Origin of the sequence: Pseudomonas sp. DR 5-09 (assembly GCF_001655595.1) — a bacterium.
Lineage (GTDB): Bacteria > Pseudomonadota > Gammaproteobacteria > Pseudomonadales > Pseudomonadaceae > Aquipseudomonas > Aquipseudomonas pharyngis.
Genome location: NZ_CP011566.1, coordinates 499321 through 512187 on the forward strand (window position 1 = coordinate 499321; position 12867 = coordinate 512187).

The window sequence follows — 12867 nt, forward strand, 5'->3', positions numbered from 1 at the left end:
GTCCGGTCTCAAGCTGCCTGTTTTGCCGTGACGAACGCCGCAAGGCTCGCCACGTTGGTGAAATGGTTGCGGGTGTCCTTGGCGTCGGCATCGATTTTGATGCCGTACTTTTTCTGGATCGCCAGGCCGAGCTCCAGGGCGTCGACGGAGTCCAGGCCCAAGCCTTCGCCGAACAGCGTCTGGTCGTCGCCGATGTCCTCTGGGCTGATGTCTTCGAGGCCCAGGGCGTCGATGATCAGCTCTTTTATGTCACGGTTTAGATCGCTCATCTTCGGCGAGCTCCTTGATAAAGAATTGGTGCAAATAGTCGTTGAGCTTGCGCGAAGCCTGGGGCGGGGGGCCCTGCGCGGCGAAAGTCTGTGGGTCTATATCGGCCCCGACGTGAAAACTGAAGTGCACGCGGCGACTGGGAATGCGATACCAGGGCTCGGCTTTGGTCAGGGTGGTCGGATTGACCTTGATCACCACCGGGGTGAGGATTTTCGCACCGCGCAGCGCGATGGCCGCCGCGCCCCGATGAAAGGCCGGCGCCTGACCTGGCTGGGTGCGGGTGCCTTCGGGAAAAATGATCAGGGTCTGCCCGCTCTGCAATGCGCCGGCGGCGGCGTCGAGCATGTCCATGCTGCCGTCGTTGCTGATGTATTCGGTGCTGCGCAGCGGGCCGCGGGTGAAGGGGTTTTCCCACAGGCTTTTCTTCACCACGCAATTGGCCCCGCGCACCAGGCCGATCAGGAATACCACGTCGATCAGCGACGGGTGGTTGGCGATGATCATCTGCCCCGGACGGCCGAGCCGTTCGGCGCCCTGGATGTCGTAGGTCAGCACGCCGGTACGGGCCATGAACCGGACGAAAAACCAGAACAGCCGACTGACGGTCTGGCGTGCCCGCTCGCGATGCGCAATGGCGTCGCCCGGCAGGCAACCGAGCAATGGAAATACCAGCAGACGCAGGCACAGACCACCGAGCCCGAACAGAGCGAAGCTGGTGGCGGTGGCCAGCAGACGCCAGTAATAGGCGTCGCGGTTTTTTCCGATCACGGGTTGCGTTGCCAGGTCCATAGACGATTCTTCCAGGCATGTTGGCAATGGGGTTGCTGACCGAGCAGGGTTCGCAGCAGATTCAGTGCGTGGGGCCACTGCGGTTTTGACCGTGCTTGCGGGGCGCTGTTCAGGGTCAGCCGCCAGTCGGTACCGGGGGTGAGCAACAGCCCGACCGCGTAGGGAAACGGTACGTCGTCGATCCAGGTCGAATAGGCTTCGGGCGGTTGTTCCTCGGTGATCACCAGCAGCACGGCGGGGGCCCCTTCGTTCAACAACGTCGCCGCTTCGAGCATGCCGTGTTCGAGGCCGTCGCCGGCCGCGGCGAGTGCGGTCATTTCGCTGGTTTCGCCGCGCATGATCGACCACAGGCCGATGATCGCGTTGTGCACCGACAGGCTGAACTGGGTCGGCGACAGCGGCTGTTCGTTGGCCAGATCACTGAGAATTTCAAAGGTGCGCGGGGTTTCGCCGTGCCGGGAGACGAACACCAGCGGCAGATTTTCCCGACCGTCGGCCAGCGGCCAGCCGACACTGAACGCCATCCGCGCCAGACGGCTGAGACGACGGCGCTGCATGGCCGGCAGAAACGACACATCGGGTGCGGCATCGCTGCCTTCGAGCACGACCGGCTGTCGGCTCCAGGCTTGCCAGGCTTCCACACTGTCGAGCCCGGGAGCCCAGGCGCGCCATTGGGCGATGTTGAAGTTGATCACGGACATTTATCCCGCCCCTGCGGGCTGAGTTGACGCGGTTTCGCCAACGTCGCCGCTGAGCTGATTTAGCCTGAAATGGCATGGCGCGTGGCGCCGGGTGGCGCGCATTATCCCGGTGCGACGAGTGTGTAGCAAATGCTGGTTACGTTTTGAACGACGAAATGAACCGAATGGTACGCGGCAAGAGCTGTCACTTGGCCATTATCCAGATTGTCGGGTGTCTGTCTGTCAGGCGAATCCGCAATCAAGGAGTGTCTTTGCGCCGTATTCATTGGGAGATTTGCGCCTGACTTTGTAGTCCGCGTCCATCGAGGTAGCGAACCGGCACCGGGCACCACTACACTCGGTCATTCTTTGATACACGGAGGTTTTGTCATGCGGCGCGTGGTGTTCAATCAGAAAGGTGGCGTGGGCAAATCCAGTATTGCCTGCAATCTGGCGGCGGTAAGCGCCAGCGAGGGTTATCGCACGCTGTTGGTCGACCTCGATGCCCAGGCCAATTCCACTCAGTATCTGACCGGGCTCACGGGTGATGACATTCCGATGGGCATTGCCGATTTCTTCAAGCAGACCCTGTCTTCCGGACCATTCTCGAAAAAGAACCAGGCGGATATCTACGAAACGCCCTTCGACAACCTCCACATCATTACCGCCACCGCCGAGCTGGCCGACTTGCAGCCCAAGCTCGAGGCCAAACACAAGATCAACAAGCTGCGAAAGCTGCTCGACGAGTTGTCGGAGGATTACGACCGGATCTATCTGGATACGCCGCCAGCGCTGAATTTCTATGCGGTCTCGGCACTGATTGCCGCCGATCGGGTACTGATTCCCTTCGACTGCGACAGCTTCTCGCGTCAGGCCCTCTACGGTCTGATCGCCGAAATCGACGAGTTGAAGGAAGACCACAACGAAGGCCTGGAAGTCGAAGGCATTGTGGTCAACCAGTTCCAGGCCCGGGCCAGCCTGCCGCAGCAGATCCTCGACGAACTGATCGCCGAGGGCCTGCCGGTGCTGCCGGTCTACCTCGCCAGTTCAGTGCGCATGCGCGAATCGCATCAGGCCAACACGCCGCTGATTCACCTCGACCCACGGCACAAGCTGACGCAACAGTTCGTCGAGCTGCATAACCTGCTCGAAGACGCCTGAAGCCTTGTCAGATGCCCTGGCTGCGCAGCCAGGCCATCAACTGTGGCAACGGGAAGGCCCCGCTCTGACGGGCCACTTCCCGGCCGTTACGGAACAGAATCAGGCTCGGAATCGAACGAATCCCCAACTGCGCCGACAACTGCTGATTGGCCTCGCTATCCAGCTTGGCCAGCCGGCACTTGCCCGCCAACTGCGCAGCCGCCTGCTCGAACACCGGCGCAAACGACTTGCACGGCCCACACCAGTCCGCCCATACGTCCACCAGTAACGGCAGATCACCCTTGATCTGACTGGCGTAATCGCCTTGCTTGAGTTCGAACGGCTTGTTCAACAGCACCTCGGACTTGCAGCGCCCGCACTTCGGGTGGTCGTTGAGGCGCTCGGCGGGGATGCGGTTGAGGCCGTTGCAGGAGGGGCAGGGGATGAGGAGTGGGTCGGTCATGATCAGCTCAATGGATAAAACGGGATCGTACGACTGATCTGGAGCCGTACGGATCGATTATCAAGGTTCAGTCGTTCCCGCTTACGACGAGCAACTGATCTCCAAATGCTTGCCCCACTCCGGCGGCCGTTGCGCGTAACTCTCCATTCCAGGTTGTTCCTCGAATGGATTGCTCAACACCGCGTGCAATCGGCGCACTTCTGAATAGTCACCCTGCTCGGCAGCATCGATTGCCTTCTGCGCCAGGTAATTGCGCAGGATGTACAGCGGATTCACCGCATGCATCCGCGCACGGCGTTGATCCTGATCGGTCGCGCCATCGCGTGCGACACGGGCGACATAGCGTTCGCCCCAGGCATCGAAACCTTTGATATCGACGAAGTCATCGCGCAGTCGGGCGACGGCCTGTTCGGCTGACTCTTCGCCCAGACGACGGAAGAACAGCGTGTAGTCGACGCCGCTGTTCTGCATCAGTTGCAGCAGTTGTTCCAGCAGTTGCTGGTCGTCGTCCTCGGCGGTGGTGAAGCCGAAGCGGCGGCGCATCAGGTCAAGGTAATGGGCCTGGAACAGCGGCAGGTACAAACCGAGGGTTTCGCGCAGGGCTTCAACGCTGATGAACGGCGTCAGGGCCTGGGCCAGGGCGCTGAGGTTCCACTGGCCGACCGGCACCTGATTGCTGAACGAGTAGCGGCCCTGATCATCGGAGTGGTTGCAGATGAAGTTCGCGTCGAAATCGTCGAGGAAGGCGAACGGGCCGAAGTCGAAGGTGATGCCGAGGATCGACATGTTGTCGGTGTTCATCACCCCGTGGCAGAAACCGTAGGCCTGCCACTTGGCGATCAGTTCGGAGTTGCGCTCGACGATCTCGCGGAACATCGCCAGATACGGTTCCGGCTGCTCCAGGCACTCGGGGTAGTGCATCGCCAACACGTGTTCGCCGAGTTGCTTCTGCTGTTCGGGACGCTTGGTGTAATAGAAGTATTCGAAGTGGCCGAAACGGATGTGGCTCGGCGCCAGGCGCAGCACCATCGCGGCGCGTTCCTGTTTCTCACGCCAGACCGGGGTGTCGGAGCCGATCACGCAGGCGGCGCGCGAAGACGGGATGTTCAGCGCATGCAGCGCTTCGGAAGCGAGAAACTCGCGGATCGACGAGCGCAGCACCGCACGACCATCGCCCATGCGCGAGAACGGCGTCTGCCCGGCGCCCTTCAGATGCAGGTCCCAGTGCTCGCCGGCCGCGTTGTAGACCTCGCCCAGCAACAACCCGCGACCGTCGCCCAGTTGCGGGGTGTAACCGCCGAACTGATGCCCGGAATAGACCATCGCCCGCGGCTCGGCATCGGCCCACAACTTGTGGCCGCCGAACAGTTCGGCAAATTCCTGGGTGTCGGCCACCGCCGGGTCGAGATCCAGCAGCGCCAGGGCCGCAGGGCTGGCCACGACCAGTCGCGGATTGTCGATCGGTTCGGGCAACACGTGGGCCGAGAACGCATCGCCCAGGCGGGCGAAGCGGTTGTCGAAGGTCAGTTCGTCGAGGGCTTTCAAGGACCGGCTCCAGCAGAATGTCCGAGCATTCTGCTGGGATTAGCCGGGTTAGTCGAGTTTGGCCGGCGGCGGTTCCTGCAACGGTTTCTGGTCGTCGCTGACCGGCACGATGGTTTTGGTTTCCGGCTCGATCGGCACCATCTTGTATTCCTGGCCGTGAAGGTTCTTCAGGTAAACCTCCATCTGGCGGAACGAGATGTTGATGTGCTGCTTCTTGAACTCACGGTTGATGAAGCGGTTGACCTCGTCGAGTACCGGGTTGCGGTCGCCGAGATCACGCACATGCATGCGCAGTTCGTGGTCGAGGGTGCTTTCGCCGAAATTGAGGAAGTACACATGCGGCTCGGGTTCCTTGAGCACGCGCGGGTTTTCCCGGGCGGCCTTGAGCAGCAGTTCCTTGACCAGATCCAGATCCGAACCGTAATCGACGCCCAGTTTCAGGGTCACCCGGGTGATGGTGTCGGTCAGCGACCAGTTGATCAGTTGCCCGGTGATGAACGTCTTGTTCGGGACAATGATGTCCTTGCGGTCGAAGTCGGTGATGGTCGTGGCGCGGATGCGGATCTTGCTCACCGTACCGGACAGGTTGCCGATGGTGATGGTGTCGCCGATCCGCACCGGGCGTTCGAACAGGATCATGATGCCGGAGATGAAGTTCGCGAAGATCTCCTGCATACCGAAACCGAGGCCCACCGACAGCGCCGCCACCAGCCATTGCAACTTGTCCCAGCTCACGCCGAGGGTCGACAGGGTCGAGACGAAACCGACCCCGGCGATCACGTACGACAGCAGCGTCGTGGTCGCGTACGCACTGCCCTGGGCCAGATTGAGTTTCGACAGTACGAACACTTCAAGCAGGCCCGGCAAGTTGCGGGCGAGGGCAAAGGTGATGCCGATGATGATCAGCGCGCCGAGCATGTCGCCGATGCTGATCGGCACCATGCTCATATTGGCGCCGGTGCCGCTGGTGTATTCGTAGAGGGTGATGTTGTCGAGGTACGAGAACACCGTAATCAGGTCGGCCCACACCCAGTACAGCGCGGCGATGAAACCGCCGAGCAGCGCCAGACGGATCAGGCGCAGGGACTGTTCGTTGACCTTTTCGATGTCCAGGGTCGGCTCTTCGATCACCGCTTCGCCGTCGCCGGCTTCTTTCGCGGCCTGACGTTTGGCCAGGGCGCGCTGGTAGGCCAGGCGACGTGCCGCGACCGCTAGGCCACGGACGAACGTGGCTTCGATCACCAGCCAGAACATCAGCAGGTACAACGTGTTGATCAGGCGGTCGCTGAGCTTCAGCGCGGTGTAGTAGTAGCCGAAGCACACGGCGACGAACAGCGCGATGGGCAGCAGGGTGAACATCACGCCCACGGCCTTGCGGAACAGCGAGGCGTTTTCGTGGGTCGGGCTGCTGATCAGCAAGCGGCTGAGCAGCCACGCCATCAGCGCATAGCAGGTCAGCACCACCGGCATGCCCAGTACATCGTCGGCCAGCGCCGCCGGTTGCAGTTCGGCAACCGCCACCACGGCCACCAATGCCATGACCACCAGTCCGAGGCGACGGACCCAGCCTTGCAGGAATTCGACCTGCGGCTTTTCCCAGCGGAAGTGCAATTCGGCCACGCCACCCGGCGCGAGGATCCGGTAAGCGGTGTAGAACACCAGCCACGCCTGGGCCATTTGCAGCAGCGCCGCGCCCATGTTCGCGTTCTGCCCACGGGCGTCGATCTGCAACGCCAGCCCGCACAGGGCCAGGCCCAGCGCCACCGGCATCGCCAGCAGAATATTGATCAGGATCGCCTGCGGCGTGTGCCACTGGCTGTCACGCTTGAAGTGACCGATGTCCTGGTGAACCTTGTTCAGGCGCGAATAGAGTTGCTTGCGCCGCCACAGCAGCGCGCCGATCAGCAGCGCCAGCGGCAGGAACAACAGCGGTCGCTGGGTCAGGCCGTCGGTCAGTTCGCTGAAGCTCGAGGCCAGCGGCAAAGTGTCGATCTGACGCTTCAGGCGCTCCGGCACGCCGCGCATCCATTCGGTGTCCAGCGGCTTGTTGCTGGGAATCCAGAACATTTGCTCGTCGAGAGTTGCGCGCAGGCTTTGCGCGGTGCTCAGCAGTTGTTTCTGGTTCAGTTGCAGGGTGATCGACTCGTTAAGCATCGCGCTCAGTTCGCGACTCAGTCGTTCCAGCAGATCCACGCGGGTGTTGGCCAGTTCCAGCAGGCTCTTGCGCAGTTGTGGCGTGACTTGCTCCGGCGGCTGGGTGGACAGCAGGTTGTCGACGTAAGTCGCCGGATTGCTCAGTTGTTCGCGCTGTTGGTTGATTTCGAACTGGTACAGGCGAATGTCGGCGATCTGGTCCGCCAGGTCGCGGTCGACCTTGAGGCGCGGCAGCGCTTGCTTCTGCTTATAGAGAATCTTCGACAGCAGCAGGCTGCCCTTGAGCACGTTGATCTGCTCGTCGAGGGCCGAGTCGCTCTGGGTCACGCTGTCCAGTTGCTGCTTGGTCTGCAGGTTCTGCTGGGTGAGTTCGTTGAGACGGTCGGTGCTTTTGAGCAGGTAGTCGGAGAGCTTGAGGTTGGCCGCGCTTTCCGTGGCGAGCAGGGCGCTGCTGCCGGACTTTTGGGCCTCGATCGACTGCTGCGTCACGGTTTCCTGCGACAGGGTCAGACGTTTCTGGTTGATCAGGGTTTGCAGTTCCTGGATCTCGCGATCCAGACGGTCGGACTTTTCCGAGAGCAGGTCATGCTGACTGTTGCCCAGATCCTGCAACTGGTTGTTGCCGGCCAGTTCCTGACGGCGCAGCGGGATCAGCGCATTGAGCGCCGCCAGTTCGGCGTTGAGCAGGTCGCGCTGCTCGGCGCTGACGGTCTTACCGGCGTCCTTGCCGGTCTTGAGGATGTTGTTGATCTGCTGGATGCGCGTCTGGCTGCTGGAAATCTCGGCCTGGGCGCGCTCGGGACGCGTCTGGGCGGTGATGATCAGGCTGTTGGCGTCGGCCAGGGCTTTCTGCAGATCGCTTTGCTGGGTCGAGCGCTCGGTGAGCATCTGCTCCAGCTGCTGGATGTTTTCCTTGGGGAAGCGCTGTGCTACCGGTACCACGGCGCTGGCCTTGAGGCGGGTCAGTTCGCGCGAATTCTCGATGGTCTGCTTCGGCGCAGTGGCCAACTGCTGCTTGAGGTCGATCAGCTTCTGCTCGTAATCACGCCGGTTGTTGAGCTGGTTCAGCGTGTTTTGCAGGACCGTCTGCAGGGCCTTCTTGTCGGCCTCGGGCAGTTTGCTGTCGGTGAGCTTGTCCAGGCTGGCCTGCACGGCGTCGCTGGACGGTGGTTCGGCGGCTTGCAGCGGGCCGACGGAAAGACTCAGGCCCAGCAGGGCCGCGAGGAAAAAGGAGCGCAGGGTAGGCATAGAGACCGGTCAAGCAAGTGAGAGTGGACGCAGTTTAGAGGAAGAGTCCGGGGCCCGGGCGACTTCCTTCGGGGAATCTGACGCCCACTTTGCCGATCTTGTTCCCGTCCATGACCGCAACCGTCCAGTGGGTGTTGTTCCATTCCACCTGGTCGCCAACGATCGGTGCACCGCCGACTTTCTGGGCAATGAAGTGGCCCAGGGTCATGTCCGGATCGATGCCTTCGGCGGGCAGGCCGTACAGGGCGGCAACCGCTTTGAGCTGGGCGTCTCCTTCGAGTACGAAGTCGCCGAAGAAGCGCAGATCGAGGCCGCGTTGCGGCGCCTGGCTGAACAGCTTTCCGAGGGCCGGAAGGTTGTGTTCATGGCCGATAACACACAGCAAATCATCGACTTCCAGCACCGTACTACCCGACGGATGGAGCAGTTGCTGACCGCGAAACAGGGCGGCGATACGGGTGCCTTCGGGCATTTTCAGTTCGCGCAGGGGCGAACCGATGCACCATTTTTCCGCGCCGAGTTTGTAGACGAACAGCTCCCACTCGCTGGTGACGTGCACTTCGAGGGCGGCGCGGGAGATCGGCGCCGGCTCCGGCGGTACGGTCACCTTGAGCAGCTTGGCCACCCACGGCAGGCTCGTGCCCTGCACCAGCAGCGACACCAGCACGATAAAGAAGGCGAGGTTGAAATACAGCTGCGCATTCGGCAGCCCGGCCATCAGCGGGAACACCGCCAGAATGATCGGTACCGCGCCACGCAGGCCGACCCAGGAAATGAAGGCTTTCTCGCGACCGTGGAAGGCCTTGAAGGGCAACAGCCCGACCAGCACCGACAGCGGCCGTGCGAACAGAATCATCCACAGCGCCAGACCCAGCGCCGGCAGGGCGATCGGCAGCAAGTCATGCGGCGTGACCAGCAGCCCCAGCACCAGGAACATGCCGATCTGCGCCAGCCACGCCATGCCGTCGAGCATGTGCAGGATGCCGTGACGGCTGCGCACCGGGCGGTTGCCGATCACCAGACCACACAGGTACACGGCGAGGAAGCCGCTGCCGTGCAGGGCGTTGGTCAGGGCGAACACCACCAGACCGCCGGCGATCACCAGAATCGGATACAGACCGGCGGCGAGATTGATCCGGTTGACCAGTTGCAGCATCAGCCAGCCACCGCCCAGACCGATCACACCGCCAATGCCGAACTCGCGGATCAGGTGGGTCAACAGGCTCCAGTGCGGGCCGGTCTGGCCGCTGGCGAGCATGTCGATCAGGGTCACGGTGAGGAACACCGCCATCGGGTCGTTGCTGCCGGATTCGATTTCCAGGCTGGCGGTCACCCGCTCGTTCAGGCCCTTGCCGCCGAGCAGCGAGAACACCGCCGCGGCGTCCGTGGAACCGACGATGGCGCCGATCAGCAGGCCTTGAATCAGATTGAGGTCGAACAGCCAGGCGGCGGCCATGCCGGTGAGGCCGGTGGTGATAAGAACGCCGACCGTGGCCAGCGACAAGGCCGGCCACAACGCCACGCGGAAACTGGACACCCGGGTGCGCAAGCCGCCGTCGAGCAGGATCACCGCCAGCGCGAGGTTGCCGACCAGATAAGCCGTCGGGTAGTTATCGAAAATGATCCCGCCGCCGTCGACCCCGGCAGCCATGCCGACCGCGAGGATGATCACCAGAATCGGGATGCCGAGACGGGAAGACAGGGAGCTGACAAGAATACTTGCGCCTACCAGCAACGCGCCGATCAAGAACAGGCTGTTGATGGTCGTCGCATTCAAAGGCAGTACTCCAGAAGCGGAAAGACGGGCACAAACTGACCATGCAGTCTGCGTGCCAGCGATTCTAACCTGTTGAAATGTGATGCTGTCAAAAAGCTTTTTCAGCGGGGGATTCGGGATTTGGGTTCGGCTTGCGATTGCTGCCCTCACCCTAGCCCTCTCCCGGAGGGAGAGGGGACTGACCGAGTGGCTCTCTCGAGTTACATCGACCTGAAATAGCGAGTCGAACTCAGGTCTTGAAACGCACGAAGATCTGCTCCCTTTCCCCCTCGCCCCCTTTAGGGGGAGAGGGCTGGGCGGGCGGCGTTCCGATGAGGGGGTAGCTTTTGATCTTTATCTCAAAATTACAGGCTGAACCGCCCAACCATATTGTTCAGATCCAGCGCCAATCGCGACAGCTCATTACTAGCCGCACTGGTCTGATTCGCCCCGGTCGCCGATTGCACCGACAGATCGCGGATGTTTACCAGGTTGCGATCCACTTCCCGTGCGACTTGCGCCTGCTCTTCGGCGGCGCTGGCGATCACCAGATTGCGCTCGTTGATTTCGACGATGGCGTTGTTGATGGTGTCCAGCGACAGGCCCGCGCCACGGGCAATGTTCAGGGTCGACTCGGCGCGCTCGGTGCTGTTGCGCATCGAGTCCACGGCGTGTTCGGTGCCGCTCTGGATGCTGCCGATCATGCGCTCGATTTCGCTGGTCGACTGCTGGGTGCGGTGCGCCAGGGCACGGACTTCGTCAGCCACCACGGCAAAACCACGACCGGCTTCACCGGCACGGGCCGCTTCAATTGCCGCGTTGAGCGCCAGCAGGTTGGTCTGGTCAGCCAGGCCGCGAATCACGTCCAGCACCTTGCCGATGTCACGGGATTCGTTGGCCAGATCGCCGATCAGGGTCGCAGTGCTCTGCACGTCGGCGCTCATGCGTTCGATGGCGCTGACGGTCTCCTGCACCAGATCGCGGCCGTCGCCGGCGGAGGTGGTGGCGTTCTTCGAGGCTTCCGAGGTGCTGACCGCGTTGCGCGCTACTTCCTCAACGGCGCTTGTCATCTCGTTGACGGCGGTGGCGGCCTGCTCGATTTCGTTGTTCTGCTGGGTCAGGCCACGGGCGCTTTCGTCGGTGACGCTGTTCAGCTCTTCGGCGGCGGAGGCCAGTTGGGTGGCCGAGCCGGAAATCCGCTGCAGCGTGTCGCGCAGCTTCGACTGCATCTTGGCCATGGCCACCAGCAGGCGTCCGGCTTCGTCGGTGCCGTCAACGTGGATCGGCTGGGTCAGGTTGCCCTCGGCGATGGTTTCCGCTGCATCCAGCGCCTTGGCGATCGGCTTGGTGATGCTGCTGGTCAACAGCCAGGCGAACAGCAAGGTCAGGCCGGTGGCAATCACCAACAGGGTCACCACCAGATTGAACGACATCGAATACTGATCAGTGGCGCCCTGATTGGTCTCGGCGATCTGTTGGGTGTTGATCTCCAGCAAACGCGCGAGGGCGGTATTCACCGCTTCGGAGTTGGCGAGCAAATCGGTGTTGAGCATCTGTCGCAATTCGTCGACCTGATTGTTGCGCGACAGGGTTTTCATGCGGTCTTCGAGTTGACGGTACTGCGCCAGCAACTGCACGTACTGATCGTAAGCCGCGCGTTCTTGCGGGCCATCGATCAGCGGCTCGTAGGCGCGTTGCGCGTCGGCGATCTGCCGGTTGCGCAAATCGAACAGTTCGATGGTTTTTTGCTGGACGTCTGGCTCTCGGTTGATCAGCAACCGATACGACAGCACGCGCAGGCGCAGGGTCAACTGGGTGAATTCGTCGAGGGCCTTGATCGAAGGCACGCTGGCGGTGGCAATGTCTTCGCCTGCTGCGCGGATCTTGCTCATCTGATTCAGGGCGAACACGCCGAGAATCAGCATCAGGCCGCCGATCAGGGCGAAACCGGTGAACGCCCGGGGGGCGATGTTCATATTGCGAAGGGACATGGAGGCGGATACCAGGGAAGGGCCGCATCCGTGCGGGCTGAGACTGCTGTTGGGTGACTTATCGGTCATACGACTAAAGTCTTGAGGCAGTGTGCGTATTTGTCGCATGGGGCGTCGGGCGACGAAGTGCAGGAACCAGATCGGCAGATGACAGTCTCTAACACTCGCAAGAACGGTCGGCCGCCAGGAAAATCAAGGCCTTGCGCCGGTTTAACCCTGGCGTCAACGACGACTTTTCTTTATCGTACGCGCCCTTTGAAAAAGCCCTGGAAGATCAAAATGTTGGAAGCATCCCTCAGCCAATTGGAACAGCTCGTCAGCGACCTGGTGCAACAAAACCAGACCCTGTCGCAAACCAACCAGACCCTGTCCACGGAACTGGCCCAGGCCAAGGATGAAAACGAAAGCCTGCAACTGAGCCTGATGGAACAGGAAGAAAAGCACGGCGCCACCGCCGCGCGCATCCAGGCCCTGGTTGATCGCGTCAACGCAGGTCCTGTCAGCGCATGAACCATGGCACAGCAGGGGTAAAAGTCATCTCCATCATGGGGGAGGACTATTCGATCAAGGCACCGGCCGGGGAAGAACAGACCCTGCTGGACGCTGCGTTGATGCTCAAGGCCGCACTGGCCGACACCAAGAAGAAATACCCGACCCTGATCGGTGACCGCCTGCTGGTGCTGGCGGCGATGAATCTGTGCTCGCAGCAGATTGAAATGAAGAAGCAGCATCAGGAAGAACTCGAGCGTTACCAAGAGCAAGTCAGCGCCACGGTCGAGACCATCGCCAAGACCATCAATCAGGGTTGATGGGTTGCGCACAACCAAAGAA

11 protein-coding genes and 1 pseudogene are annotated in these 12867 nt (G+C 61.6%); 3 read left to right on the forward strand and 9 right to left on the reverse strand.

Features of this window, described 5'->3' with window-relative positions; translation table 11 throughout:
* Nucleotides 1-8: 8 nt before the first annotated feature.
* From PDR5_RS02225 to PDR5_RS02235, 3 genes are read right to left on the reverse strand one after another with little or no spacing between them, the layout of a single operon-like run.
* Nucleotides 9-269, reverse strand: coding sequence for a phosphopantetheine-binding protein (locus PDR5_RS02225; RefSeq protein WP_064592948.1), 261 nt, complete (start codon nt 267-269; stop codon nt 9-11).
* Entirely contained in the window at nt 250-1059 is an 810-nt protein-coding gene (locus tag PDR5_RS02230; RefSeq protein WP_064592950.1) for a lysophospholipid acyltransferase family protein, read from the reverse strand. The genes PDR5_RS02225 and PDR5_RS02230 overlap by 20 nt, the downstream gene beginning before the upstream one ends.
* Entirely contained in the window at nt 1035-1760 is a 726-nt protein-coding gene (locus tag PDR5_RS02235) for a beta-ketoacyl synthase chain length factor (protein WP_064592952.1), read from the reverse strand. The genes PDR5_RS02230 and PDR5_RS02235 overlap by 25 nt, the downstream gene beginning before the upstream one ends.
* Nucleotides 1761-2129: 369 nt before the next feature.
* On the opposite strand from PDR5_RS02235, the gene PDR5_RS02240 reads away from it, so the two are divergent.
* Complete coding sequence (locus tag PDR5_RS02240) at nt 2130-2900, forward strand: ParA family protein (protein WP_007952339.1); 771 nt, start codon at nt 2130-2132, stop codon at nt 2898-2900.
* 7 nt (nt 2901-2907) lie between these two features.
* Here PDR5_RS02240 and trxC read toward each other — a convergent pair whose 3' ends face one another.
* The 6 genes and pseudogenes from trxC to PDR5_RS30390 all read right to left on the reverse strand — a co-directional run.
* A complete protein-coding gene (trxC, locus tag PDR5_RS02245) occupies nt 2908-3342 on the reverse strand; it encodes a thioredoxin TrxC (RefSeq protein ID WP_064592954.1) in 435 nt (144 codons plus the stop codon).
* Nucleotides 3343-3423: 81 nt separating this feature from the next.
* Nucleotides 3424-4887 carry a protein adenylyltransferase SelO gene (gene selO, locus PDR5_RS02250; protein ID WP_064592957.1) on the reverse strand — a complete coding sequence of 488 codons (1464 nt, stop codon included), beginning with the start codon at nt 4885-4887 and terminating at the stop codon, nt 3424-3426.
* A 48-nt stretch (nt 4888-4935) separates the two neighbouring features.
* The gene (gene mscK / locus PDR5_RS02255) at nt 4936-8289 is read right to left on the reverse strand and encodes a mechanosensitive channel MscK (protein ID WP_064592959.1); all 3354 of its coding nucleotides are present in this window, start codon (nt 8287-8289) and stop codon (nt 4936-4938) included.
* Between the two features lie 34 nt (nt 8290-8323).
* Nucleotides 8324-10066 carry a potassium/proton antiporter gene (locus PDR5_RS02260; RefSeq protein ID WP_064592961.1) on the reverse strand — a complete coding sequence of 581 codons (1743 nt, stop codon included), beginning with the start codon at nt 10064-10066 and terminating at the stop codon, nt 8324-8326.
* Nucleotides 10067-10410: 344 nt separating this feature from the next.
* Nucleotides 10411-11283 carry a methyl-accepting chemotaxis protein gene (locus PDR5_RS30385; RefSeq protein WP_371857897.1) on the reverse strand — a complete coding sequence of 291 codons (873 nt, stop codon included), beginning with the start codon at nt 11281-11283 and terminating at the stop codon, nt 10411-10413.
* Nucleotides 11266-12144 (reverse strand): annotated as a pseudogene (locus PDR5_RS30390) (MCP four helix bundle domain-containing protein); the annotation flags it as partial. The pseudogene PDR5_RS30390 and the gene PDR5_RS30385, both read right to left, overlap by 18 nt.
* Before the next feature lie 171 nt (nt 12145-12315).
* On the opposite strand from PDR5_RS30390, the gene PDR5_RS02270 reads away from it, so the two are divergent.
* Entirely contained in the window at nt 12316-12546 is a 231-nt protein-coding gene (locus PDR5_RS02270) for a hypothetical protein (protein WP_064592964.1), read from the forward strand.
* Nucleotides 12543-12845, forward strand: coding sequence for a cell division protein ZapA (locus PDR5_RS02275; protein WP_064592966.1), 303 nt, complete (start codon nt 12543-12545; stop codon nt 12843-12845). The genes PDR5_RS02270 and PDR5_RS02275 overlap by 4 nt, the downstream gene beginning before the upstream one ends.
* The last annotated feature ends 22 nt before the right edge of the window (nt 12846-12867 follow it).

Bases quoted from the DNA above. Each gene is read 5' to 3' on its own strand.
- PDR5_RS02225 (WP_064592948.1), bottom strand. From the start codon at position 269: ATGAGCGATCTAAACCGTGACATAAAAGAGCTGATCATCGACGCCCTG.
- PDR5_RS02230 (WP_064592950.1), bottom strand. From the start codon at position 1,059: ATGGACCTGGCAACGCAACCCGTGATCGGAAAAAACCGCGACGCCTAT.
- PDR5_RS02235 (WP_064592952.1), bottom strand. From the start codon at position 1,760: ATGTCCGTGATCAACTTCAACATCGCCCAATGGCGCGCCTGGGCTCCC.
- PDR5_RS02240 (WP_007952339.1), top strand. From the start codon at position 2,130: ATGCGGCGCGTGGTGTTCAATCAGAAAGGTGGCGTGGGCAAATCCAGT.
- trxC (WP_064592954.1), bottom strand. From the start codon at position 3,342: ATGACCGACCCACTCCTCATCCCCTGCCCCTCCTGCAACGGCCTCAAC.
- mscK (WP_064592959.1), bottom strand. From the start codon at position 8,289: ATGCCTACCCTGCGCTCCTTTTTCCTCGCGGCCCTGCTGGGCCTGAGT.
- PDR5_RS30385 (WP_371857897.1), bottom strand. From the start codon at position 11,283: ATGGCCAAGATGCAGTCGAAGCTGCGCGACACGCTGCAGCGGATTTCC.
- PDR5_RS02270 (WP_064592964.1), top strand. From the start codon at position 12,316: ATGTTGGAAGCATCCCTCAGCCAATTGGAACAGCTCGTCAGCGACCTG.
- PDR5_RS02275 (WP_064592966.1), top strand. From the start codon at position 12,543: ATGAACCATGGCACAGCAGGGGTAAAAGTCATCTCCATCATGGGGGAG.